At 65.4% G+C, this 24,296-nt stretch carries 25 protein-coding genes; 5 read left to right on the top strand and 20 right to left on the bottom strand.

What is annotated here, in order from left to right; all coding sequences use genetic code 11:
- Positions 1 to 15: 15 nt before the first annotated feature.
- The 3 genes from BOO69_RS11615 to BOO69_RS11625 form a co-directional block, all read right to left on the bottom strand.
- Positions 16 to 249, bottom strand: a complete 234-nt coding sequence (locus tag BOO69_RS11615) for a hypothetical protein (protein ID WP_237267446.1) — start codon at positions 247 to 249, stop codon at positions 16 to 18.
- Positions 249 to 2,105, bottom strand: coding sequence for an ABCB family ABC transporter ATP-binding protein/permease (locus BOO69_RS11620; protein ID WP_083545508.1), 1,857 nt, complete (start codon positions 2,103 to 2,105; stop codon positions 249 to 251). Before BOO69_RS11620 ends, BOO69_RS11615 begins: the two co-directional genes overlap by 1 nt.
- A gap of 111 nt (positions 2,106 to 2,216) precedes the next feature.
- Positions 2,217 to 4,064, bottom strand: coding sequence for a LysM peptidoglycan-binding domain-containing protein (locus tag BOO69_RS11625; protein WP_071972313.1), 1,848 nt, complete (start codon positions 4,062 to 4,064; stop codon positions 2,217 to 2,219).
- Between the two features lie 104 nt (positions 4,065 to 4,168).
- Here BOO69_RS11625 and BOO69_RS11630 point away from each other — a divergent pair, with 104 nt between their 5' ends.
- Positions 4,169 to 4,729 (top strand): LOG family protein, encoded by a 561-nt coding sequence (locus tag BOO69_RS11630; protein WP_071972314.1) that lies wholly within the window; start codon positions 4,169 to 4,171, stop codon positions 4,727 to 4,729.
- Between the two features lie 46 nt (positions 4,730 to 4,775).
- Here BOO69_RS11630 and BOO69_RS11635 read toward each other — a convergent pair whose 3' ends face one another.
- Positions 4,776 to 5,198: a host attachment family protein gene (locus tag BOO69_RS11635; RefSeq protein WP_071972315.1), complete on the bottom strand. Its 423-nt coding sequence runs from the start codon at positions 5,196 to 5,198 to the stop codon at positions 4,776 to 4,778.
- Between the two features lie 124 nt (positions 5,199 to 5,322).
- Here BOO69_RS11635 and BOO69_RS11640 point away from each other — a divergent pair, with 124 nt between their 5' ends.
- On the top strand, positions 5,323 to 6,354 hold the full coding sequence (locus BOO69_RS11640; RefSeq protein WP_071972316.1) for an IS110 family RNA-guided transposase: 1,032 nt from the start codon (positions 5,323 to 5,325) through the stop codon (positions 6,352 to 6,354).
- Positions 6,355 to 6,780: 426 nt separating this feature from the next.
- Here BOO69_RS11640 and BOO69_RS11645 read toward each other — a convergent pair whose 3' ends face one another.
- The 7 genes from BOO69_RS11645 to BOO69_RS11675 form a co-directional block, all read right to left on the bottom strand.
- Positions 6,781 to 6,990, bottom strand: a complete 210-nt coding sequence (locus BOO69_RS11645) for a hypothetical protein (RefSeq protein ID WP_071972317.1) — start codon at positions 6,988 to 6,990, stop codon at positions 6,781 to 6,783.
- 136 nt (positions 6,991 to 7,126) lie between these two features.
- On the bottom strand, positions 7,127 to 7,726 hold the full coding sequence (locus tag BOO69_RS11650; protein WP_071972318.1) for a superoxide dismutase: 600 nt from the start codon (positions 7,724 to 7,726) through the stop codon (positions 7,127 to 7,129).
- Positions 7,727 to 7,964: 238 nt separating this feature from the next.
- Complete coding sequence (locus BOO69_RS11655; protein ID WP_071972319.1) at positions 7,965 to 8,537, bottom strand: sarcosine oxidase subunit gamma; 573 nt, start codon at positions 8,535 to 8,537, stop codon at positions 7,965 to 7,967.
- Positions 8,530 to 11,547, bottom strand: a complete 3,018-nt coding sequence (locus BOO69_RS11660) for a sarcosine oxidase subunit alpha family protein (protein ID WP_071972320.1) — start codon at positions 11,545 to 11,547, stop codon at positions 8,530 to 8,532. The genes BOO69_RS11655 and BOO69_RS11660 overlap by 8 nt, the downstream gene beginning before the upstream one ends.
- Positions 11,548 to 11,632: 85 nt before the next feature.
- On the bottom strand, positions 11,633 to 11,959 hold the full coding sequence (locus BOO69_RS11665; protein WP_071972321.1) for a sarcosine oxidase subunit delta: 327 nt from the start codon (positions 11,957 to 11,959) through the stop codon (positions 11,633 to 11,635).
- 111 nt (positions 11,960 to 12,070) lie between these two features.
- Positions 12,071 to 12,379 carry a hypothetical protein gene (locus BOO69_RS11670; RefSeq protein ID WP_071972322.1) on the bottom strand — a complete coding sequence of 103 codons (309 nt, stop codon included), beginning with the start codon at positions 12,377 to 12,379 and terminating at the stop codon, positions 12,071 to 12,073.
- A 148-nt stretch (positions 12,380 to 12,527) separates the two neighbouring features.
- The gene (locus BOO69_RS11675) at positions 12,528 to 13,772 is read right to left on the bottom strand and encodes a sarcosine oxidase subunit beta family protein (protein WP_071972323.1); all 1,245 of its coding nucleotides are present in this window, start codon (positions 13,770 to 13,772) and stop codon (positions 12,528 to 12,530) included.
- 231 nt (positions 13,773 to 14,003) lie between these two features.
- Here BOO69_RS11675 and ccmI point away from each other — a divergent pair, with 231 nt between their 5' ends.
- Genes ccmI through BOO69_RS11690 form a run of 3 tightly spaced genes read left to right on the top strand, consistent with a single transcriptional unit; the run spans position 14,004 to position 15,944 of the window.
- Positions 14,004 to 15,227 carry a c-type cytochrome biogenesis protein CcmI gene (gene ccmI / locus BOO69_RS11680; protein WP_071972324.1) on the top strand — a complete coding sequence of 408 codons (1,224 nt, stop codon included), beginning with the start codon at positions 14,004 to 14,006 and terminating at the stop codon, positions 15,225 to 15,227.
- The gene (gene ruvX / locus BOO69_RS11685; protein ID WP_071972325.1) at positions 15,224 to 15,712 is read left to right on the top strand and encodes a Holliday junction resolvase RuvX; all 489 of its coding nucleotides are present in this window, start codon (positions 15,224 to 15,226) and stop codon (positions 15,710 to 15,712) included. Before ccmI ends, ruvX begins: the two co-directional genes overlap by 4 nt.
- Positions 15,705 to 15,944, top strand: coding sequence for a DUF1289 domain-containing protein (locus BOO69_RS11690; RefSeq protein ID WP_071972326.1), 240 nt, complete (start codon positions 15,705 to 15,707; stop codon positions 15,942 to 15,944). Before ruvX ends, BOO69_RS11690 begins: the two co-directional genes overlap by 8 nt.
- 10 nt (positions 15,945 to 15,954) lie before the next feature.
- On the opposite strand, the gene BOO69_RS11695 is transcribed toward BOO69_RS11690, so the two are convergent.
- From BOO69_RS11695 to BOO69_RS23330, 9 genes are all read right to left on the bottom strand, one after another.
- Entirely contained in the window at positions 15,955 to 16,191 is a 237-nt protein-coding gene (locus tag BOO69_RS11695) for a hypothetical protein (RefSeq protein ID WP_071972327.1), read from the bottom strand.
- Between the two features lie 101 nt (positions 16,192 to 16,292).
- The gene (locus tag BOO69_RS11700) at positions 16,293 to 17,027 is read right to left on the bottom strand and encodes a phytanoyl-CoA dioxygenase family protein (RefSeq protein ID WP_237267447.1); all 735 of its coding nucleotides are present in this window, start codon (positions 17,025 to 17,027) and stop codon (positions 16,293 to 16,295) included.
- Positions 17,024 to 17,845 carry a sulfite exporter TauE/SafE family protein gene (locus BOO69_RS11705; RefSeq protein ID WP_071972328.1) on the bottom strand — a complete coding sequence of 274 codons (822 nt, stop codon included), beginning with the start codon at positions 17,843 to 17,845 and terminating at the stop codon, positions 17,024 to 17,026. The genes BOO69_RS11700 and BOO69_RS11705 overlap by 4 nt, the downstream gene beginning before the upstream one ends.
- A gap of 27 nt (positions 17,846 to 17,872) precedes the next feature.
- The gene (dusA, locus tag BOO69_RS11710) at positions 17,873 to 18,883 is read right to left on the bottom strand and encodes a tRNA dihydrouridine(20/20a) synthase DusA (protein WP_071972329.1); all 1,011 of its coding nucleotides are present in this window, start codon (positions 18,881 to 18,883) and stop codon (positions 17,873 to 17,875) included.
- A gap of 156 nt (positions 18,884 to 19,039) precedes the next feature.
- A complete protein-coding gene (locus BOO69_RS11715; RefSeq protein WP_237267448.1) occupies positions 19,040 to 19,765 on the bottom strand; it encodes a mechanosensitive ion channel family protein in 726 nt (241 codons plus the stop codon).
- Between the two features lie 379 nt (positions 19,766 to 20,144).
- A complete protein-coding gene (gene cyoD, locus BOO69_RS11720) occupies positions 20,145 to 20,456 on the bottom strand; it encodes a cytochrome o ubiquinol oxidase subunit IV (protein WP_071972330.1) in 312 nt (103 codons plus the stop codon).
- On the bottom strand, positions 20,453 to 21,088 hold the full coding sequence (locus tag BOO69_RS11725; protein ID WP_071972331.1) for a cytochrome c oxidase subunit 3: 636 nt from the start codon (positions 21,086 to 21,088) through the stop codon (positions 20,453 to 20,455). The genes cyoD and BOO69_RS11725 overlap by 4 nt, the downstream gene beginning before the upstream one ends.
- A gap of 1 nt (position 21,089) precedes the next feature.
- A complete protein-coding gene (locus BOO69_RS11730; protein ID WP_071972332.1) occupies positions 21,090 to 23,168 on the bottom strand; it encodes a cbb3-type cytochrome c oxidase subunit I in 2,079 nt (692 codons plus the stop codon).
- 12 nt (positions 23,169 to 23,180) lie between these two features.
- Positions 23,181 to 24,203, bottom strand: coding sequence for a cytochrome ubiquinol oxidase subunit II family protein (locus BOO69_RS23330; protein WP_071972333.1), 1,023 nt, complete (start codon positions 24,201 to 24,203; stop codon positions 23,181 to 23,183).
- Positions 24,204 to 24,296 lie beyond the last annotated feature (93 nt).

The following is a 24,296-nucleotide window of genomic DNA, read 5'->3' on the forward strand; positions in this document are numbered from 1 at the left end:
GCTGCCGTCGTCCCATCATACCGGGCCGCGTTCGCCCAGCCTGCGCTTGGCGGCATCCACGGCCGCACGGGCCTCGGCAGTCTGGGCCTCGCTTTCGGCCTGACCCACGGCGCGGCGTGCCTGCATCAGCGCCTTGACCGCGGCGCGGCGTTCGGTGTCGGACAGCGCCGGGTCGGTGCAGCGCCACAGCCGCGCCTTCGACACGAAATAGCGGCCATCCGGCGTGTGCGGATACTCCTTGCGCGGCATCAGTCCTCTTCCGACTGCTGCCGCTGCCAGAGCTGGGCGTAGCGCCCCTGCCGGGCGAGGAGCGTCTCGTGACTGCCCTGCTCGACGATCTCGCCTTTCTCCAGCACGATGATCCGGTCCGCTTCGGCCACCGTGGACAGGCGGTGTGCGATGGTCAGCACGGTGCGCCCCTGCCCCGCGCGGCGCAGCGCGTCCTGGATCTCGTGTTCGGTATCGCTGTCGAGCGCACTGGTCGCCTCGTCCAGCAGCAGGATCGGCGGATCCTTGAGCAGCGTCCGGGCGATGCCGACGCGCTGTTTCTCGCCGCCGGACAGCTTGAGCCCGCGCTCGCCCACCGCCGTCTCGTAGCCCTGCGGCAGGGACAGGATGAAGTCGTGGATCTGCGCGGCGCGGGCGGCGGCCTCGATCTCGTCCTGTGTCGCCGCATCGCGACCGTAGGCGATGTTGTAGCGGATCGTGTCGTTGAACAGCACCGTGTCCTGCGGCACCACGCCGATGGCCCGGTGCAGGCTGTCCTGGGTGATGTCGCGGATGTCCTGCCCGTCGATCCGCAGCGCGCCGCCCTGCACGTCGTAGAACCGGAACAGCAGACGCCCGATCGTCGACTTTCCCGACCCGGTGGAGCCCACGATGGCCAGTGTCTCGCCCGGTCGCGCCTCGAGACTGATGCCGTTGAGGATCAGCCGGTCGGGATCATAGCCGAAGCGGACATTTTCCAGCGTCACGCGCCCGCCGGTGATCCGGAGGTCGGGCGCGTCCGGCTTGTCCGTGATCTCGGCCGGCTGTTCGAGCAGGCCGAACATCTGGCCCATGTCCACCAGCGCCTGCCGGATCTCGCGGTAGACGGTGCCCAGAAAGTTGAGCGGCACGGTGATCTGGATCATGTAGGCGTTGACCATCACGAAATCGCCCACCGTGAGGGTGCCGTTCTGTACCCCGATGGCCGCCATGACCATCACGCCCACAAGTCCGGCCGTGATGATCAGCGCCTGCCCGAAGTTCAGGAACGCCAGCGAGTAGTTCGTCTTGATCGCCGCTTCCTCGTAGCCCGCCATGGCGTGATCGTAGCGCGCAGCCTCGCGGGCCTCCGCCCCGAAGTATTTGACCGTTTCATAGTTCAAAAGGCTGTCGATGGCTTTTTGGTTCGCATCCGTGTCGCTGTCGTTCATCTGGCGCCGCAGCTTTACGCGCCATTCGGTGACCGCGAACGTGAACCAGACATACAGCGCGATCGTGACCGCCACGACGACCGTGTACCAGATGTCGAAAAGCGCTGTCAGGATGATCGCGATCAGCAGCAGTTCGAGGATCAGCGGCCCGATGGAGAACAGCAGGAACCGCAGCAGGAAGTCCACGCCCTTGACCCCGCGTTCGATGATCCGGCTCAGGCCACCGGTCTTGCGGGTGATGTGATAGCGCAGGGACAGCTTGTGAATGTGCTGGAAGGTTTCCAGCGCCAGCATGCGCAGCGCGCGTTGGCCCACGCGGGCGAATACCGCGTCGCGCAGCTGCTGAAAGCCCACGTTCATCAGGCGCGCCATGCCGTAGGCCAGCGTCAGCGCCACCGCGCCAAGGGCCAGCATCGGCGTGCCCTCTCCCGCCAGCGCGTCGACGGCATCCTTGTAGAACAGCGGCGTGGCGACCGACACCAGCTTGGACGCGACGAGCGCGACCATCGCCCAGACCACCCGACGCTTGACCCATGGCATGTCCCGGGGCCAGAGGTAGGGCGCGACCCTGCGCAGAACCCGCATGGCGGACTGGCGTTCGGCCTGTTCGGCCAGCTGTTCGTCGGTCAGTGGCTTCTTTGGGGGGGCGTCATCCCGATCGGCGGGGCTGGCGGTATTTGCGGACATGGAGCTTCCTGAATGCTTGCGACCCTACATAAGCCGGTCGGGCATGGGTTGCCACAGCAACCGGAGATTTCAGGAACGCGGGGCCGGCTTTTCCCGTGATCCGCGCCGCGGTCACTCCGGAAGGTCGAACACCTGCCCCGGATAGATCAGGTCGGGATCGCGGATGGAATCCGAATTGGCCTCGAACACCCGCACGTAGAGCAGCCCGTCGCCGTAGCGGTCGCGGGCGATGCCCCACAGTGTGTTGCCCTTCTGCACGGTGATCGCCTTGATCGGGCCGTTCTGCCCGGCCGAGGCCGCTTCGAGCGTGGCGACGGATTCGCGCTTGAACGGGGTCTCGACGCGGCTTGACACCGATCCGTCGCGCCCGACCTCGTCCACCCTCAGCGTATAGACGCCGGCATCCACGTTCGGCAGATCGCCGCGCCAACGCCCTTGGTCGTCCACCGGAAGGCTGACGATGGAGCGGTTGTCGAGATACACGCGCACCACCCGCGTGTCGCTGCGCGCACGGCCGGCGAGTTGCACATCGCCCGTGTCCGAATAGCTGATCGTGTCCAGCGCGACCGATTGAAGGGCTTCGGGGCGCGGGGCGTTCAGCAGTTCGACCCCGTCGTCCGTCGCCTTGAGCACGGCGACGGCGGAGGCTGGCTCGGCCGGGGGGGCCGGGCGGGTGATGTCGGTCCCGGCAACCGGCGCGGGCGGGGTTGCCACCACGTCCTGTGCTTCGGGCTGCGGGGTGACCTGCGCAGAGGCCAGAGCCTCTCCCGCACGGGTCGCGACCTGCGGGGGCGCATCGCTGGCCGCTTGCGGGTCGGTCTCCGGCCCTTGCGTTGTCCCGGCCCCGGCGGACACGGCGGCAGCGGTCTGGGTGGCGTCGGCGGCATCGGCGGCATCGGTGGCGCCCTCTTCGGGCGCGGCCGTTCCCTGCGCAAGGTCCGTGCCAGACGGATCGGTGTCGGTCGGGGCTGGGACGGTCGACGCCGAGGTTGCCTCTTCCGGGGCGGTTTCGGGTGCGGCGTCGGCCGTCGTCACCGGCCCGGCAAGGGCGCTGTCGCCGGATGGTTGGGAAGGCGACGTGCCGGCCTCGGCGGTAACGGTATCCGTGGCGACGGACGCCGCGCCGTTGCCTTGCGGGTCGGCGGCGGTATCGCCTGTCTGACTTTCCGCGGCGGGGGGTACGGTATCCTGCGCCTCTGACGCTTCGGCCACGGTGACGGTTCCGGTCTGCGCGCCTGCCGCCGCCTGCCCCGACGCCTCGGCCCCGGAAGGCGCATCGTCGGCATCGTCGGCATCGGCGCGCGCCACCTCTGTCGGCGCAGGCGCGGTGGGCGCGAGGATGATGCTGTCCCGCGATGCGGTTTCGGTTCCATCGGACCCCTTCTGCGAGAGGCTGAGCACGTGGCCGTTGCCGTCGGGCGGGATCATGGCGAGCGTCGCGAACTTGCCGCTGGCATCGGCGCGGGCGGTCGCGACCGCGGACCCGTTCCGAAGGATCTCGACCTCGGTCCCCGGCGCCGCGCGACCGGCGATCACGGTCATGCCCTCCGCCTCCCTGCGCACCTCGTCGAAGGCCGGGGCTGTCTCGTCGCCGCCAGTCTGCGCGTCCTCGGCCGCAGCGGACGCGCTTTCGGACGTCTCGGGGGCACTATCGGACGGTTCGGAGGCGCTTTCAGGGGTCTGGGTCTGCACCGCGGCAGCGGTTTCCGCGTCACCCTGCGCGGGTTCTTCCACATCCTGTGCGGGCTTGTCGGCGGCGGTGGTTTCCGCCTCTGGTGCAGGCTCGGCCGGGTCCGATGCTGTTGACTGCGGCACCAGGCTTGCGCGCGTGTCGGACCCTTCGGGCACCGTCGTTGCGCGGTTCTGGAACAGGGCAACCGCCAAAAGCGCCACGGCAACGGCGGCGAGACCTGTCAGCGCACCCGCCCTGCCGCCGGCACCGGCCAAGAACTTCTTCATGCAAACCATCCTTCCCCAAGGTTGAGCCTTTCTATCAGCCGGGATAACACGGGTCAAAACGCCACCGCCGGTGGCCCCGATTTTTCAAGGAAAGAGGTGCGCAGATGACGCAGAAGCCCCTGAATTCCGTCTGCGTGTACTGCGGGTCGCGCCCCGGTGTCGATCCTGCCTACATCCGCGAGGCAGCGGCATTGGGGAAGGGTCTGGCCGATGCGGGGCTGAGGCTGGTCTATGGCGCGGGTGACGTTGGGCTCATGGGCAGCGTGGCACGCGCGGCCCAGCAAGCGGGTGGAGAGACCTTTGGCGTCATCCCGCAGCATCTGGTCGCCTGGGAGGTCGGCAAAACCGACCTAACCAGCTATGTCGTGACCGAGACGATGCACGAACGCAAGAAGGTGATGTTCATGAACTGCGATGCCGTGGTCGTGCTGCCCGGCGGCGCGGGATCGCTGGACGAATTGTTCGAAGTCCTGACTTGGCGCCAGCTGGGGCTGCATCAGAAGCCCGTTTTCCTTGTGAACACAGGTGACTACTGGGAACCCTTCATGCAGCTTATCAAGCACGTGATCGCGCAAGGCTTTGCCGAGGAAACCTTGCTGGGGTACGTGACCCCCGTTCCAGATGCCGCCGCAGCGCTTGAGGGTCTGGCGGCCCTGCAAAGCTGAAGCGCCGCTTCGCGCGACGCTTCAGCAAAGTTCTTCAAGACCTTGATCAGGCGGCCATTTCACCTGCGACAAGTTTCTCGATCTCGTCGATGGGATGGTTGGTCAGGGTCTTCGGGATTTCGGCCACGATCTTGTCCGCGACTTCCTTGTGGACCTCGCTGCGCAACTCCCCGAGGATCTGGGGCGGTGCGACCACGACGAGCCGGTCGAATTCCCCCCTGTGGGCCCTCCGGTACAGGATGTCGGCCAGGTCCGACGCGAACCGTTCCTTTGCCAACTGGTGCCAGTCCGTGTCCTGCACGGCTGACCGGTGAACGCTGGGGCCGTCGTTGAACCGACCGCGACGGTTCGCGGCCTGATCCCGGTTGGGCGGGTTCTCCTGCTCCTCTTCCCGGAAAACCTCGAGGTAAGGATCTTCGCCGTCCGTCTGGTTGACGAGAAAGATGCCGTAATGGGGCTGTCGGCGAATCGAACACGTTTCGCTTGTCTGTCAGGATGACTTGAAGTGCCGTTGCCCTTGATGCGCCTGCAGCGCGTCTACGAGGTCGTATGTCTCCATGCGCCTCAATTCCTGAGAATAGAAGGGCAACGACATGAATGTATTTATCGGATTGGACGTTTCACTGGCAAGCACTGCGATTTGTGTGCTGGGACCGCAGGGTAAAGTTGTTAAAGAATTCCAAGCGGCCAGCGAGCCTGAAGCCTTGGTGCTTGCAATCGGCTCGCTGCCGTACACGATTGATGCCATCGGGCTTGAAGCCGGACCGCTTTCCCAATGGCTGAGCAAAGGGATCGAAGACGCCGGATTTGACGTGATCCTGATGGAAACGCGGTTGGTAAAAGCCGCCTTGAAAGCAATGCCGATCAAGACCGACAGGCGCGATGCCCAGGGGATTGCTCGATTATTGCAAATGGGTTGGTACCGGCCGGTGCACCGCAAATCTGTGTCCTCCCAGGAAATCCGCGCTCTGCTGACGGCGCGAAAGTCTCTTCAGCAGGCGATCATCAACATCGAACTCTCAATGAGAGGTGTTCTCAGGAACTTTGGCCTGAAGCTCGGACACGTCACCCGAATCAGATACGATGACCGGGTGAGAGAACTGGTTGCCGAGAACAAAATCCTGTCCGCCTCGGCGTCGACGCTTCTGCGTGCACGGGAGCAATTGCGGGCCGAGCTGGCGGCGTTGGACACGATGATCACTGGGTTGGCAAAGCACGACGATGTATGCCGCCTGATGACGACGATGCCGGGTGTCGGCCCAATCGTTGCTCTGACCGTAAGATCCGCGATCGATGACCCGACCCGCTTCGCGCGATCGAAAGACGTCGGTCCGTGGGCGGGTTTGACGCCGAGGCGCACTCAATCGGGGGAAATGGATATCGTCGGACAGATCACCAAAACCGGCGATCGCGGCCTACGCACGGCTCTGTATCAGGCGGCGATGATCCTGATGCATCGAGGCGCTCCGAACTGGCTCCAGGCCTGGGGACGTAGAGTGGCACACAGGCGCGGATCGAAGAGAGCCCTGATTGCTCTCGCTCGACGAATTGGAGTTGTATTGCACCGCATGTGGATCGACGGAACGCCGTTTCGCTACACGCAGAGCTCCGGCGCAATAGCCTGAGCGAGACGTTCCAAGGCTTTTCGAGACGGAGGTATGAGCTGCACCTGACTACAGGTACGTCGAGGTCCCTTGCCGGGACGAGGTTCCTGGAGATGCCGCAGGCCCGCTGGTTATCAGCTAGCGCTGAATACGCGGGAAAGATGGGCACCCAGGGAGCAGAATTGAACCAGGCATAGAGTGGCGGCCGATGGCTGACTACGGACGGAAGAGCGAAGCCCGGACAGGGGGTACCCTTAAGTACTGACGTGCGGTTGCAGTGAAAAAGAAAAAGTAGGCTTTTGAATCTGTGTCTTACAACCGGTGAAGAATGAGTTCTTCGCCGGAGTTCTTGACTTGCCCGATACCCTTGACAGAGGCCCGCCCCATTACGGAAGAGGGCCTTTTCGCCGTCCGCGATCAACACCCAAGTGCCATTGGTCAGCTTGGTCATTCGTCCTCTCCGTGATTGCGTTTGTCCTCGCCGGTGACGCGCGTCACCCCTGCAGGTTTTTCCGTGGCGCGCTTTTTCTCGTCCTGCGTGCCGACGTCCCGTTCGAGGTTTCCGCCCGCGCGGCCCTGCTGGCTGATGTCGGCGGCCTCACCGATGATCTTCTCGGTGTCCCTGCTGCCGTCCTTGGATCTTTTGCGCTCTGCCATGGCGTGCCTCCTGAAAATTGCATGTGGTTGCCCGACCAACGCCCGATTGGCCGCCGTGGTTCCAAACGCGAAACACCCCGCAGAATGAACTGCGGGGTGTAACGGACTGACTTGTCTGGCAATAACGCGGTCGCGCTTACATGCGCGAGGCGACGTTTTCCCAGTCCACAAGGTTGTCGAGGAAGTTCGACAGATAGTCGGGGCGCGCGTTGCGGAAGTCGATGTAGTAGGAGTGTTCCCACACATCGCAACCAAGCAGCGCGGTCTGCCCGAAACAGACGGGGTTCACGCCGTTCTCGGTCTTGGTGACCTTGAGGCTGCCGTCGGTGTCCTTGACCAGCCATGCCCAGCCGGAGCCGAATTGTCCGCCGCCGGCGGCCTTGAACTCGTCCTTGAACTTGTCGACGGAACCGAAGTTCTCGTTCAGCGCCTTTTCCAGCTCGCCGGGCATGCCCTTGTTGTCGGGGGTCATCATTTCCCAGAACTGGTTGTGGTTCCACAGCTGGCTGATGTTGTTGAAGATGCCGCTCTGGGCGACGGCGGAGGCGTCGTAGGTGCCCTTGATGATCTCCTCAAGGGATTTGCCTTCCCATTCCGTGCCCTCGATCGCCTTGTTGCCGTTGGTGACATAGGCGTTGTGGTGCTTGTCGTGGTGGTATTCCAGCGTCTCCTTGGACATGCCCTTGGATGCAAGTGCGTCGTGGGCATAAGGAAGATCGGGGAGAGAAAAAGCCATTTCGGGGGCCTCCTTGAGTGTTATTTCCGCTACGCTACATGAAGCGCGCCAATGCGGTTCGTCAAGGTCGGCAGGCCCGAATAACACCCCATGCCACCCCGGCGCAGGCGGAGTTCAGCGGATCACGGCGATCCGTCGGCGGGTGACGTGTTGCGGGCACGGAAAGGCGGAGCACCGATCAATCGCCGCGCACGGGCGACGCCAGCCGGCTGGAAGGGCGCCCGCGCCGGTGGCGGCTTCAGCCGTAGTGACGGACCTCGGACCCCGGCTGCGCCGCGATTTTCAACAGGTCGAACATGTATTGCGCCACCGATCTGAAGCACACGATCCGAGCGCTGCGGTCGTCCGGCATCCAGAAGGCGGCAGGCACCTGTGCGAACCGGGTCCGACGGAACATGGTGCCGCTGAACTGATCCGGGTGGATGTCCACCGGCGCCAGCTTGGCGATAACCTCGCGCACGTGGTCGCCCGAGATATCGAAAACCGCCCGCGCGTCGGAAACATTGACGGCCAGGAAATGAGGGCCGGCCAGTTTCTCCTGCAGGTCGCCCAGCCTTGCGGGCACCTCGGCGTAAGGGCACATGATGAGCAGTTCATCGGGCGACATCCACGCGATGCCCTGCTCCCCTTCGGTGTTGCAGTGCCGCTGTTCGGGCAGGTTGACGCCGCCCGCGACCACGACGGCCTTGCCCAGCGCCTTGTCCGACAGGTCGCCGCGCAGGGTGATCATGCCCAGCGGGCCGACTTCGCGGATGGTGACCAGCCCGTTGTCGTCGCTGGCGTGGTGCAGTGCGCTCACTGGTTCAGACATTCTGCTTTTCCCCATCCTTGTCGTAGAACACCGGTTCGACGATCCGCGCCTCGTATGTCTTGCCGTCCGTCCCCGGGAACGTCAGTACCTCGCCCATGCGGTCGGGACCGTGGAGAACGAGACCCATGGCGATGCCCCGGTCGAGGTTCGGCGAGTGATAGCTGGAGGTCACGCGGCCCACGGTGTTGCGCTGGCCGTTGTCGTTGGTGCCCTCGCCCACGGCATAGGCGCCGTCTGGCAACGTGCTGCCGTCGGTGGTTTCCAGCCCCACGAGCTTCCAGCGCTGCGGGTCCGTCATGTGGCTGCGGGCCTGCGCGCGTTTGCCGAGGTAGTCTTCCTTCTTCTTGGAAATCGCCCAATCCAGCCCCAGATCCTGCGGGATCACGGTGCCATCGGTCTCGTCCCCGATCATGATGAAGCCCTTTTCGGCCCGCAGGATGTGCAAGGCCTCGGTCCCGTAGGGCATCACGCCCAGATCGGCGCCCACCACCATCAGCGCATCCCAGAGGGCCTGCCCGTGGCTGGCGTCGACCGCGATCTCGTAGCTGAGTTCGCCCGAGAAGGAGATGCGGTAGACCCGGCAGGGATAGCCACCGAGGGTGCCGTCGGCCCAGTCCATGAAGCCAAGGGTTTCCTTGCTGACGTCCATGCCGCCCAGACGCTCCAGCGCGGTGCGGGCATTGGGGCCGACCACGGCGATCTGGGCGTACTGCTCTGTCACGTTGGCGACATAGACATTCCAATCCCACCATTCGGTCTGCAGCCATTCCTCCATGTGGGCATGGATGCTTTCGGCGCCGCCGGTGGTGGTGTGGCACAGCCAGGTGTCCTCGTCGATGCGGGCGACCACGCCATCGTCGATCAGGAAACCGTTCTCGTTGCACATCAGGCCATAGCGGCATTTGCCGGGTTTCAGCGTCGACATCATGTTGGTGTAAAGCATGTCGAGGAAACGGCCCGCGTCGGGCCCCTTGACGATGATCTTGCCCAGCGTCGACGCGTCGAGCAGGCCGAGGTTATCGCGCACGTTCTTCACTTCGCGCATCACGGCGTCATGGGTGCTTTCGCTGCCGCGCCGGAAGGCATAGGGCCTGCGCCACTGGCCGACGGGCTCCCAGACCGCGCCATTGGCGTCGTGCCAGTCGTGCAGCGGCGTGCGGCGCAGCGGCTGGAACGTGGCGCCGCGCGCCTCGCCGCCGATGGCCCCCATCGAGATCGGATGATACGGCGGGCGGAACGTCGTGGTGCCCACGGTCGGTATCTCGGCATCGAGCGCGCCCGCAAGGGTCGCAAGGCCGTTGATGTTGCTCAGCTTGCCCTGATCCGTCGCCATGCCGAGGGTCGTATAGCGCTTGGCATGCTCGACGCTGACGAAACCCTCCTGCGCGGCGAGCCGCACGTCGGAGACCTTGACGTCGTTCTGGTAGTCCAGCCAGCTTTTCTCGCGCAGCTTCGCGCCCGCACCGTGCGGCATCATCCAGACCGGCGCCATCGGCGCTTCCTCGCGTCGTGCGGCATTGGGGGCGGCGATATCGCGCGGGGTCTTGAAGCCCAGCGTGGTCAGCACCCCGTCGGCCGCCGCATGGGCGTCGTGCAGCACGTCGTCCAGCGGGAACATGCCCGAAGCGGCCCCGGCGGTGGTCACGAAACCGATCCCGTCGGCACCTTTCGGCGGATTATCCACATCCGGGCTGAAGCAGGCCCGCTTGCTGTCCCAGCGCAGCTTGCCGCCGCAGTGGGACCACAGGTGCACCACCGGCGACCATCCGCCGGACATGGCGACCGCGTCGCAGGCGATCTCTTCCAGCACCGCGCCCTCGCCCGCCTGCGAGCAGATCGCGACTCCGGTCACGCGCTTGCCGCCCTTGACCGAGGAGATCGCGTGGCTCATCAGGATGCGGATGCCCAGCGCGCGGGCCTGCGCCATCAGTTCGCTGTCCGTCGGCAGCACCCGCGCGTCGATGATCGCGGGCACGTCGAGCCCTGCATGTTTGAGCGCAATTGCCGTAAGGTAAGCATTGTCGTTGTTGGTGACCACCACCGTGCGGTCCCCGACGGAGACGCCGTAGTTCACGAGGTAATCGCGCACGGCACCCGCCAGCATGACGCCGGGAATGTCGTTCCCGGCAAAGCTGAGAGGCCGTTCGATGGCCCCGGTGGCCGTGATCACATGTGCCGCCCGGATGCGCCACAGGCGGTGGCGCGGGCCGGGCTTGCCGGGTGCATGGTCGGTCAGCTGCTCGTAGCCGAGGACATAGCCGTGGTCGTAGACGCCGGCCCCCATGGTGCGCAGGCGAAGCTGGACGTTCTCCATGCCGCGCAATTCGGCGAGGATTTCCTCCACGAACTTGTCCACAGGCGCACCGTCAACGGTTCCACCATCCACCGGCGCGCGTCCGCCGAAATGGTTGGTCTGCTCCAGCAGCAGCACCCGCGCGCCGCTGCGTCCCGCCGTGCGGGCCGCCTCTAGCCCGGCCACACCCCCGCCGATCACCAGCACATCGCAGAAGGCGTGGAAGTGTTCGTAGGTGTCCGCATCGCGGGCCTTGGGCGCCTTGCCCAGACCGGCGGACTGGCGGATGAAGGGCTCGTAGACATGTTTCCAGAAGCTGCGCGGATACATGAACATCTTGTAGTAGAACCCGGCGGGCAGGAAGCGCGACAGCCGCGCGTTGATCGCGCCGACGTCGAATTCGAGGCTCGGCCAGTGGTTCTGGCTCGTCGCTTCCAGGCCTTCGAACAGTTCCGTTGTGGTGACACGCTGGTTCGGCTCGAACCGGCCTTCGCGCCCGAGGTTCACGAGGGCGTTCGGCTCTTCGGGGCCGGCGGCGACAACGCCACGGGGCCGGTGATACTTGAAGGACCGGCCCATCAGCATCTGGTCGTTCGCCAGAAGCGCGGAGGCGAGCGTATCGCCCTCGTAGCCGCGCAGCTGCTTGCCGTTGAAGGTGAAGCTCACGGGTTTGGCGGTGTTCAGCAGGCGGCCGCCTGTGGCCAGTCTGGTGCTCATGAACGCGAACCTTTGTGCAGGGGGAAGCTGCGGGAGCCTCCGGCGGGAGTACTTAGGGGCAAAAAGAAGCGGGGGGCCGTCATGGTCATGCGGCGTCGCTGTCGAAATCGGGGCGACGGTCGCGGATGATCTCGAGGATCTCCTGCGGGGGTTCGGTGGTCTGCGCACTGTAGCTGCCGAACACCTCGAGCGTCATGGTGCAGCGCGCCACGTGAAACCACTTGCCACAGCCGTACTGGTGCCGCCAGCGTTCGAAATGCACGCCCTTGGGGTTCTTGCGCATGAAGAGATAGCTTTCGAAGTCCGCCTCGGTCGATCCGGGGCCGAAGCGTTTGATATGCGCCTCGCCGTGGGCGTGAAATTCCGTCTCTTCCGCGGTCACGCCGCAGTTGGGGCAATGAATGGTCAGCATGGCGATGTCCCGTGAAGATGGGGGGCGTGTGCGCCCGAAGGGGTCGATACAAACGCGAAAAGGCCGATGCCCGGAAGGGCATCAGCCATGAAAACGCGCGTGGGATGCGGTCTATTCGGTTGCGGCAGGCGCCGTTTCGCCACCGCCGTCAGCGGGTGCTGCGGTACCGCTGTCGGCTGCCGGTGCATCGGCAGCCGGTGCCGACGTGTCGGAGCCTTCGACAGTGACGTTGACATCATTGCCGCCCGCGTCGGTGACGCCGGTGCCGCCGTCGATCCCGCCGCCAAAGACGAAATAGGCAAGCACCGCGACGACGAGAACCAGTGCCGCGACGATGATACCGATGTTGTTGCCGCCCGACGTGGTCGTCGTGGTGGTCGTTGTGTGGCGTTCCGTAGAATTGTGTTCAGGCTGTGCCATGAGTCGAACTTTCCTTCGTGTACTTTTTTCAAGGCCTTAACGAAGGTTGCGACATTTTGGTTCCCCGCCCCGACCCGGGTCCGGGGGCGCATCGGCGACTCTTCGCCTGCCGGGAGGAACGGCACGGTCGGCAAGACGCGGCATGACATCAGTGGGCGACCCCGGCGGCCACGGATTCGTCGATGAACCGCCCCTCGGTGAAGCGGTTCAGACCGAAGGCGTCGGTCAGGGGTGACCGGCCCTTTGCCATCAGTTCGGCCATCGCCCAGCCGGAACCCGGAATCGCCTTGAACCCGCCGGTGCCCCAGCCGCAGTTGATGAAAATGCCCTCGACCGGGGTTTTCGACAGGATCGGAGACCGGTCGCCGGTGACGTCGACGATCCCGCCCCACTGCCGCAGCATCTTGAGCCGGCTGATCATCGGGAAGGTTTCGATCAGGGCGCGCACCGTTTCCTCGATGTGGTGGAAACTGCCGCGTTGGGTGTAGTTGTTGTATCCGTCGGTGCCACCGCCGATCACCATCTCTCCCTTGTCGGACTGGCTCATGTAGCCGTGCACGGTGTTGGCCATGACCACCACGTCCATGCAGGGTTTGATCGGCTCGGACACCAGCGCCTGCAGTGCCACGGATTCGATCGGCAGGCGGAAGCCGGCCATGTCGGCGAGGTGGCCCGAGTGGCCCGCCACGACCATGCCGAGCTTGTCGCAGTCGATGTCGCCGCGCGTGGTGCTGACGCCCGTGACCTTGCCGTTCTGCTGGCGGATGCCGGTCACTTCGCACTTCTGGATCACGTCCATGCCCATGTCAGAGCAGGCGCGCGCGTAGCCCCAGGCGACAGCGTCGTGCCGGGCGGTGCCGCCACGCTCCTGCCAGAGCCCGCCCAGCACCGGGTAGCGCGGCCCGTCGAGATCGATGATCGGCACCAGTTCCTTGACCCGCGCGGGGCTGATGAATTCGGTCTTCACGCCCTGAAGCGCGTTGGCATGAGCGGTGCGCTTGTAGCCACGCACCTCGTGCTCCGTCTGGGCCAGCATGATGACGCCGCGCGGGCTGAACATCACGTTGTAGTTCAGATCCTGGCTCATCGTCTCGTACAGGCTGCGCGATTTCTCGTAGATCGCCGCCGACGGGTCTTGCAAATAGTTGGAACGGATGATCGTCGTGTTCCGGCCGGTGTTGCCCCCGCCGAGCCACCCCTTTTCGAGGATGGCGACATTGGTGATGCCGAAGTTCTTGCCGAGGTAGTACGCCGTGGCGAGCCCGTGGCCCCCTGCCCCGATGATGATAACATCGTACCGCCGCTTGGGCTCCGCGTCGCGCCAGGCGCGCTGCCAGCCGGTGTGATGACGCATCGCCTCGCGCGCGACTGCAAAAACGGAATATTTCTTCATGCGCTCAGGGTTCCTGCTGGATGGTTTCGGCAGATTCGGGGCCGCTGCGGTGGCTTACCCCCTTCTGACGGCCTTGGTCAAAAACAAGGATACTGGCCACGGCATTCCTTGGCAATTTTACGACATGGGTCGCAATTGTCGCAGGCGGCTGCCCGGAGGGGCAAAATGTCCCCTTTTGCGACTGCATTCGAATGTCTAGGTAGGCATTAACGGGAATCTGCTGGGGTCTTCATGACATTCTGGATCATCACCTGCGCGATGGCGGCGCTGGTCGCGGGGCTTCTGGCACGGGCGATGGCGCGTGGCGCACAGGGCGCGCCGCAAGATGCGGCTGCCTATGATCTTCGGGTCTACCGCGACCAGCTGGCCGAGGTGGAACGGGACGTGGCACGCGGGGTGGTTCCCGCCGAGGATGCGGAGCGGGCCCGCACCGAGATCTCGCGCCGGATCCTCGCCCTCGACACCGGGCCGGACACCGCCGCCGTGGCCGGTCGCAAATCTCCGGGGGTCGTGGTCTATGCGCTGCTGCTCGTCGTGGTCTTTGCGGGATCGCTGCTGCTTTACCGCGACGTCGGGGCACCGGGGTATGGCGACCTGGGGCTGGAAGACCGTATCGCCTTTGCCGAGCGGATGCACGAGAACCGGCCCGACCAGCAGGCCGCGGAGGCGAGCCTGCCGCCCATGCCCCCGCCCGAGGGCGTGACGGAGGAATTCGAGACCCTGATGACCCGTCTGCGCGACACGGTCGCCGCGCGCCCCGACGACCTGCAGGGCCACCAGCTTCTGGCCACGAACGAGGCACGGCTGGGCAATTTCTCGGCCGCCGCCGCCGCGCAGGCCGATGTGTTGCGGCTCAAGGGCGACAGCGCCACCGCGGCGGATTACAGCGCCTATGGCGAATTCCTCGTGCTGGCCGCGGGCGGCTACGTCTCGCCCGAGTCGGAGCGCGCGCTGCGCGCCGCCCTGGGCCGGGACGAGGCGGACGGTCGGGCGCGCTATTACGTGGGGCTGATGATGGTGCAGACCGGACGGCCGGACATCGCGTTCCGCATCTGGGACGAGCTGCTGCGGCGCGGGCCGGCGGATGCGCCGTGGATCGCGCCGATCCGGGCGCAGATCATGCCGGTCTCGCAGCTGGCCGGGGTGGAGTACGAGATGCCTCAGCCGGGTGGCGCACGCGGCCCCTCCGCCGCTGACATTGAGGCCGCTGGGGACATGACCGCGGAGGACCGGATGGCCATGATCGGCGGCATGGTGGAGGGCCTGTCGAACCGGCTGGCGACGGAGGGAGGCCCGGCAACCGACTGGGCCCGGCTGATCACCTCGCTCGCGGTGCTGGACCGTGCCGAGGAGGCGCGCCGCATCTATGACAACGCGACCGAGGTCTTTGCCGGGGATACCGGATCGCTCGACATCATCCGCCGCGCGGGCCAGCAGGCCGGGGTGGCGGAATGATCTGCGATGACATCGAGACCTTCGCCGCCGCCCTGCCCGCGACGGGCGCGCTGATCGGCCTCGACCTTGGGGAAAAGACGATCGGGGTCGCGGTCAGCGACGGGTTCCGCAGCGTGGCGACCCCGCTGGAGACGGTGCGCCGCAAGAAGTTCGGCCTGGACGCCGCCCGCCTGGTGGAGATCATCAGCGACCGGCGGATCGCGGGACTGGTTCTGGGATTGCCGCGCAACATGGACGGCTCCGAAGGGCCGCGTTGCCAGTCCACCCGCGCCTTCGCGCGCAATTTCGACCGGCTGTCATCGCTTCCGATTACCTTCTGGGACGAACGGCTGAGCACCGTGGCCGCCGAACGCGCGCTGCTGGAGGCGGATACGACACGCAAACGTCGCGCCGAGGTGATCGACCACGTGGCGGCGGGGTATATTCTGCAAGGTGTGTTGGACCGTCTGGCGGTCCTGCGCCGGCAGGGAGCGACGCATGAGTGACAATATCTGGAAGCGGGCCGAGATCGAAAGCCCCTGCGTGAAGATCTGCGTGGTGCATCCCGAAGCGCGCCTGTGCACCGGATGCCTGCGTTCGATCGACGAGATTTCGCGGTGGTCCCGGATGAGCGCGGAAGAGCGACGGGAGATCATGGCGGAATTGCCGGACCGGGCGGGTCGGCTGAAACAACGCCGTGGCGGCCGGGCCGCGCGGCTGGCGCGACAGAACCGCTAAGCCACGCCCCTCAGTGGCCGCCGGCGATCCGGTACAGCAGTTCGAGCCCGCGGTCGGCGGTGATCGCCCCTTCTGCCCCGCTGGGTGCGTGGTTCGCATTCGCGCCGAAGGCACTGAGCCGGGCGAATCCTGTTTCGATGAGCAGCGCGTCGGCCCGTGACGGCCCGAAAAGCGGGACCAGCCGAATCCGGCTTGCCGTGGAGCAGTAGGCGACCGAGCCGCCCTTTGCAGAAAAGATGATCCTCATGTCGACCTCCCGGAGACAACAGTTCATGGGCCATGATCTACACCCGGAAAAGGCGACAATGGGGCAGCGGCAAGGTGATTGTTGGGAAATCCGGGCAAATCTCAGGGAGCGAGCCAGTCGGCCGCACTGATCTGAGGCCGGAAATAGGCGATCATCCTGCCCTCGGCGGGCGCCGTCGCCGCGTCCGACCAGGGGGCCACGCCGTGCAGAAGGTGCCGGTGCAGCAGCACCGCCTGCCCCGGTTCCGCATGGACAGGGACGGGCGCCACCGCGTCGAAGACGGCGCGCCGTGCGTCCGCGTAGGCCTCCGTCAGGTCCACGTCCGCCGGGTCACGCTCTGCCACCGCGTGGCGCAGGGCGTCGCCCATCATCCGGTGACTGCCCGGCCAGACCATCAGGGGCGCGGCCCGCGCCCGGTTCAGCGGCAGGCCGAGAATGAAGCCGTGCGGCTCGCGCAGGTAGCGGCGGCGCGCCGGATCTTCCGGCAGCAGACCGTCGACGTGGGCGGCGTGCCGGATCACGCGAAAGCGGTGATTGGCCTCGCTCTCGTCCGGGTCGCGCCCCGGATAACCCGGATAGACGATGGAAACCTGCGCCGCGTGCCACGCAGCCGGCGGCGTCACCGCCGCGCGCCATGCCCCTGCCAGCGGCACCCCCGCGATGCTGCCGTCGGCAGCATTGGGCAGCACGTCAACCCCGACGAACCACGTGCCGCCATGCCGCAGGTTGCGGGCGCGTATCCCGGGATCGGCGGCAAGCGCCTGCGCCACGCCGTGCGCGGCCTCGGCCCAGCGGCGCGTGGCGGGGTCCGGGTCGAATACCCGGAAGCCGGTCACCAGCCCAATGCCTTGCGGATCATGTTGAGCGCGACGAGGATCAGGAACACGGCGAACACTCTCTTGAGCGGCCTCGGGTCCATCGCATGCGCCAGCCGGACCCCCAGCGGCGCGGTGATCAGCGTCATCGCGATCACGATGCCGAACGCCACGAGGTTCACCGACCCGAGGGTGTAAGGCGGAGGATTCACTGTCATCGGGACCAGCAGGAACCCGATGACCGACGGCACGGCGATCAGCACGCCAAAGCCCGCCGCCGTGGCCACCGCCCGGTGGATCGGCGTGGCATAGAGGCTCATCAGCGGCACGCCGAAGCTGCCGCCGCCGATACCCATCAGAACCGACAGGAAACCGACCGCCGGCGAGAGCACGGCGCGCAGAAGCCCGGTGGGCATCGCCGCCCCCAGCCGCCACTCGGACCGGCCGAGGCCCATGTAGAGCCCCACGACAAGCGCCAAGCCTCCGAAGATGCCCTGCAACGTGCCGGACCGAAGCTGCGCGACCACCAGCATCCCCAGCACGGCACCGATCACGATGCCGGGCGCCCAGCCGCGCAGGATCGCCCAGTCCACCGCCCCTTTCCGGTTGTGGCTCAGCACCGATCGGACGGAGGTCACGATGATGGTCGCCAGCGACGTCGCGAGGCACATCTGCATCAGCTGCGGCCCCTCGTACCCAAGTGTCTGGAACGCGTAGAAGAACGCGGGAACCAATACGATCCCGCCGCCGACACCCAACAGCCCCGCAAGGACGCCGGCGAAGGCCCCGATGAACGCGAGGAGCACCCCCATCTGGATCAGCAACGTGGTATCTGGCATGGGGCTCTCCTTTTCCTTGGCCCCCTGCTACACCGCCTGCGCCTGCTGTGCCAGCGCCTCGATCTCCGCCAGTGCCGCCTCGACAAGCTCCGGTCCCGCACCGGGCCTGGAGGCCCCTTCGGACAGGGCCCGCCGCCACCCGCGCGCACCGGGCCGGCCCGCGAACAGCCCCAGCATGTGCCGCGTGATCTGGTTCAGCTTGCCGCCCGCGACCAGATGCGCGTCGATATAGGGCAGCATGTCGCGCACCGCCTGCTCGGGCGTGCTATCCGGTCCGTCGCCGAACAGGCGCCTGTCCGCAGAGCACAGAATGTCCGCCGGGGTGTGATAGGCCGCACGGCCCACCATGACCCCGTCAAGTCCGCCCGACAGGAACGCTTCGGCCTCGTCGAGGCTGGTGATCCCGCCATTGACGGAGATATGCAGGTTCGGAAAGTACGCCTTCATCCGGTGCACCAGCGGATAGTTGAGCGGCGGGATGTCGCGGTTTTCCTTGGGGCTGAGGCCCTGAAGCCAAGCCATGCGCGCGTGGATGCTGACACGGGTGATTCCCGCCGCCACGATCCGCGCGAGGAACTCCGGCAGGACCTCTTCGGGGTCCTGGTCATCGACCCCGATCCGGCACTTCACCGTCACCTCGACGTCCACGGCCTCGCGCATCGCCGCGACGCACTCGGCCATCCGTGCCGGATCCTTCATCAGCACCGCGCCGAACGTGCCGGATTGCACCCGGTCGGACGGGCAGCCGCAGTTGAGGTTGATCTCGTCGTAGCCCGCCTGCGCACCCAGCCGCGCGGCCTGCGCCAGTTCCATCGGGTCCGATCCGCCGAGCTGAAGCGCCACGGGATGTTCGCTGACGTCATGCGCCAGCAGGTGCACCGCCCCGCCCCGCACCAGCGCCGGCGCCGTGACCATCTCGGTATAAAGCAACGCATGGCGGCTCAACCGCCGGTGAAGATACCTGCAGTGGCGATCTGTCCAGTCCATCATCGGCGCGACTGAGAGGCGCGCTGCCAGTGCGGCTGCGTTCGAGGTCATTCGTGATCTCCTTGGTTCCGCCACCACTTAGGACGGACCAGCCGCCCTCGCAATACGCGCACGAAAGACGTGCCGCCACCCTGCCCCGCGAAAAGGCGAGCGTTCGGCCGGTTTCAGGGTCCGTGATCGCGGGAATTTTTCCGTTGGACGGGACATTCAGGTCGTCGAGGGCGTGCTGTCGACCGGTGCCGTGTCCCTTTCACGCTCCGGCAATTCCTTGATGATCAGGTTCTGGTAGGCATAGGGGATTTCGATGCCCGCCGCGTCGAACCGTTTCTTGACCGCTTCGAGCACGTCGTTCTTTACCCCGGCGGCGATGCCCGAATCCACGCACCAGACCCGCAGGCTGAAATCGACGCTCGAGGCATTGAGCGTGGTGACCGGACAACCTGCGATTTCCTCGATCTGGGGCATCCCCGATGCCACCTCGAGGATGAGCGCGCGGGCCGTGTCGATGTCCGCATCGTAGCTGACCGAGATCGGGATGATGGCCATCGTGCGCAGCTCGCGGGCGGACAGGTTGACCATGGTCGTACTGGAAATGGCGGCGTTCGAGATGATGACACGCCGGTTGTCGTAGGTTTTCAGGATCGTATAGCCGAGCGATACGTCCTCGACCACGCCGGTCTCCACCCCCGTGGGGGCATTGATCTGCAATTTGTCACCCAACCGGAACGGCCTGTAGAAGATCAGGCTGAAGCCCGCCACGAAGTTCGACAGGGTCGATTGCGCGGCCAGGCCAAAGACCACAGACGCCACCGAAACACTGGCCAGCAGCGCCGTGGCAAGCCGGTCGAGTGCCGGGATCATGTGAGCGTAGAACATCAGGATCATGATCCAGACGAAGGCACTTGCCACCTTTGACAGGAAGGCGATCGCCATACGATCCAGCCGATTGTCGTGATCGCGTTCGACCGCGGATCATGTGCCTGATCAGGTGCGACAGGATCACGCCGGCAAGGACGAAAAGCGCCAGAATGATGAGCGCTCCGGACCACTTGTCAGGGTGCAGATGCGTTGCCCAGTCTTGCAGTGTCGTCCAGCTCATCTTGTCCTCATCCGGTGATCCGGGCACGGCCCGCGACCAGACAGAACAAATACCGGTCATCTGAACGCGGGGCGGACCCCGCCTGCGCCAAGAATGCCGAATCTGTCGCAACTGTAAAGTTTCGCGAACACCCGCTGCAGTTTGATCGGTCGGAAACCTTGGTGACACCGGGACCGCAAGCGCACGCCTGCCCCCCTGCGTCTTGCCAAGCCGTCACATCATCCGCGTCATCAGACTGCCGAGGACCCAGACCGTCCCGGCGACCATGATGGCGATGATGAGGACGGTGAACAGGATCAGCTGCAGGTCTTCGCGCTTTTGCCGGGACAGGTCGATGTGCAGGAAGAAGCGGAAATGGACGATGACCTGCGCAATCGCCAAAACCCCGAGGGTGGCAAACAGGCCGACCGGCCCGAAGGGTTGCAGGATTGCGGTCAGAAACGACAGGGCGGTCAGCGTGACTGCAGCCGCAAAGCCGGTGAAATACATGCGCAGATCACGGGCGCGCTGGTCCTTTTCGCTCATGTCAACAATCCCGGCAGAAAGACGATCGAGAATATCCCGATCCAGATGATATCAAGAAAGTGCCAGTAGAGCCCAAGCCTCAGCAGGCGCGTCTTGACGTCAGACGCAAAGCCGAAGATGGCGATCTGCGCACAGAGCACACAGATCATGACGCTGCCCACGGCCACGTGCAGCCCGTGCAACCCCACCAGGGCCCAGAAGGCACTCAGATAGCCGGAGCGCATGGGCACGGCCCCCTTTTCGGCCGCCACGATGAAGTCGCGCAGCTCGAGCCCCAGGAAGCAAAGCCCCAAGGCGAGCGAGGCCAGAAGCCACAGGATCACGGTGCGCGCGGCCGATCCGTGCTTCATCGCCACGGTCGCGATGCCGAACAGCAGGGAGCTGACCAGCAGCGCGCCGGTTTGCAGCGCGATGCTGGTCACATCGACAATGTCCGCGTTGCCCGGCCCCCCGGCGGTTGCCTGAAGAGACGTGGCATAGACGGCAAAGAACATCGCGAAGGTGACGAGGTCGCTCATAAGGAAGATCCAGAACCCGAACATGACAGGTTCCGCATCCTCGTGGGCCTGCCCGTGGGCGGCACCGAGGTTGAGCCCCGGATGACTACTGGAGCAAGAGCTCGATGCGGTCATGTTACGCCTCCCCGATGCGGGCGGAAAAGCCGCGATTGCGCGGTGACACTTCAAGGGTCCGGTCGGTGCCCTGCCCTTGCCGGGCCGCCGCGATCCAGTCGCGTTCGGTGCGTTCAACGACGTCTGCCGGAACAATCTCGCCCGCGTCGCGCACGAAGCCGAGACCGATGGCGTGCGCCAGCACCACGGTGGCGGACAGGACCGCAAGCCACCAGATCCAGAACACCATCGCGAAACCCAGAAGCGTGCCGAACACGATGATCGTCAGGCCGATCCAGCTTTTCGGGGCCAGTTCGATATCCTCGAAATCCTCGCGGTCGATCCGGTAGGCCGTGCCCTGCGCCTTCTCGACCTCGAAGGCATCGAGGCGTTTCACCTCTGGCAGGAAGGCGAAGTTCCATTCCGGCACCGGCGCGGGTGTGGCCCATTCCAGCGTGCGCCCGTCCCACGGATCGCCACCCGGGACCGCCAGTTCGTCGCGCCGCCTCGCGGAGACGATGAAGGTGCCGATCAAGGCGCAGAGCGCCGCCAGCAAGCAGAGCGCCCCGCCCATCGCCACGATCATGTAGGGGATATAGCCGGGATCGTCGAACGCCGGACTGCGGCGCGGCAGCCCCATCAGGCCGACCATGTAAAGCGGCATGAAGGCGAAGGTGAAGCCGACGATAAAGAGCCAGGCGGTCGTGGCCGACCAGCGTTCGTCCAGCCGGAATCCGAAGAACTTGGGGAACCAGACATAGATGCCGGCGAGCACCGCGAAAAGCGTCCCGGGCAGCAGCACGTTGTGGAAATGGGCCACGACGAACTGGCTGTTGTGCACGGTGAAGTTGATCGTCGGATTGGCCAGCAGGATGCCGGTATAGCCGCCGATCGCGAAGAAGAAGATGAACCCGCCGAGATAGATGACCGGCGTGCGCATCCGGATCCGTCCCCCCCAGAGCGTGGCGATCCAGACATAGACCTTCACGCCCGTGGGAATGGCGATCAGCATGGTTGCAATGCCGAAGGCCACGTTGATCGTCGGGCTTTGCCCCATGGTAAAGAAGTGGTGCAGCCAGACGGTGAAGGACAGCACGGCGATCGCCATGGTAGCGATCACCAGCGAGGTATACCCGTATATCCGCTTGCCCGCGAAGATCGCCGTGAACTCGGAGTAGAGGCCGAAGGCGGGCAGGATCAGGATGTAGACCTCGGGATGCCCGAACATCCAGAACAGGTTGGCGAAGTTCATCATGTTTCCACCAAGGTCGTTGGTGAAGAAATGGAAATCGAGGTAGCGATCCAGCGCCTGCATGATGACCACGGCGGTCAACGGCGGCAGCGCGAAGATCAGCAGGATCGAGGTGCAGAGCGCCGTCCAGACAAAGACAGGCATCCGCATGAAGGTCATGCCGGGGCAGCGCATCTTGTAGATGGTCACGGCAAAGTTGATCCCCGTCAGCAGCGACCCGATGCCCGACAGGCCCAGCGACCATATCCAGTAGTCCGGCCCGGTGCCGGGCTGGAAAGCGACGCCCGTGTAAGGCGGATATCCGGTCCAGCCGCCGGTCGAGAACTTCCCGATCACGAGGCTGATCATCAGCAGCATCGCGCCAACGACGGTAAAGGCCAGGCTGATCTGGTTCAGCCGGGGGAACGCCACGTCGCGCGCGCCGATCATCAGCGGCACCAGCAGGTTCATGAACCCGATCAGGAACGGCATCAGCGCAAAGAAGATCATGATCGTGCCGTGGGTCGAGAACAGCTCGGAGAAATGATCGGCCGTCAGGTACCCCCCTTCGAACGCGGTCACGTATTGCGTGCGCATCACCACGCCCTCGGCCACGCCGCGCGCGAACATCACGAGGCCCACGACGATATACATGATCCCGATCTTCTTGTGGTCGGTGGTGGTCAGCCACTCGAACAGCAGCGGCTGCCACCAGCCCCTGACCAACAGAAGGGCGGCCGTGATGATGCCGCCGATGACAACCAGCCATCCGGCGGAACTGCCGACGATGTTGCTGGCCGTCGGATCGCGGAAGACATCGAAAATCGCGATGTCGTCCCAGCCAAGTCGTCCAGAGATCAAATGGTCCATATCGCGTCGCTGTCAGTGGCCAGATCCGCGGGAGGTGTCCTCCCGCGTCGTGGTCATGTCGTGGGTTCGGAAAGAGCGGCCCGCCACCAGCGTGTCACAGGCCCCGGCGGGCAAGGCACCCTTTGCAGGGTCGAAGACCGGGCTGCCCGGTTGGGCTTCTGGCGGAATGGCGCTGCCCTGATGATACCGGGCGACCACGCGGTCGAAGAGACAGGCATCGTCCAGGGGGCGAAGCGTGGGTGTCGGGGCGTGATATTCCGCCGCGCTCTCGCCCGCGACGACCAGTCCCCCGTAGCTTTCGGCATCCATCGGGTCACCCGCCGCCCCCGCGACCCAGGCGTCGAACGCCGCCGCCGGAACGGCCCGCATCGGCACACGCATGTTCGCAAAGCCGGAGCCGTTGAACTGTGTCTGGGTCGCGACCCCTTCCCCCTCCCGATCGGCGACGAGGTTCAAATTGGTGACCATCCCGGGCATGGCGTAGATCTGTCCGGCGAACCCGTTGGGCAGAAAGCTCTGCATCACCGTGTCCGTGGTCAGGCGAAAGGACACGGGTCGGCCCACCGGGATGACGATCTGGTCAAGCGCGGCCACCCGCTGATCGGGATAGACCGCCAGATACCGGAAATCGGTGCCCACGAGGTCGATCCGCAGCGGATCGTCCCCCAATGGGGCATAGGGATCGTACTTGAAGGTGGACTGCGTCAGCCAGAATGCCAGCATGCAGATCACGAGAACCGGTACCCCCCAGATGGCGCCTTCGTACCATTTGTTGAATTCCCAGTCGGGCATGTAGCGGGCCGAGGTGCCGTCGCGATACCGCCAGAGAAGGACCGGCAGCGCGATGATCGCGGGCAGAACGGCAACCAGCGCGATCAGCGCCGACCGCACGAAGTGGGTCGACTGGTCTTCCATCACCGGTCCGGCAGGGCTGAAGAGATCGGCCGCGGCAGCCCAGTCCGGCAGGGCGATCAGGACCGCTGCACCCCACAGGACGGCATGTGCCTGAATGTGATGAAGGCGCGCGCCGCTCATCGGGCCGTCTTGCGCCCTGTCATCGGATCGCCCCCTGTCGCCACGCAACGCGGGTTCTGCACCCGCGCCAGCCGCGTACCAACGACCGCCGCC

Source organism: Sulfitobacter alexandrii, from assembly GCF_001886735.1.
In the GTDB taxonomy this organism is placed as follows: Bacteria; Pseudomonadota; Alphaproteobacteria; order Rhodobacterales; family Rhodobacteraceae; genus Sulfitobacter; species Sulfitobacter alexandrii.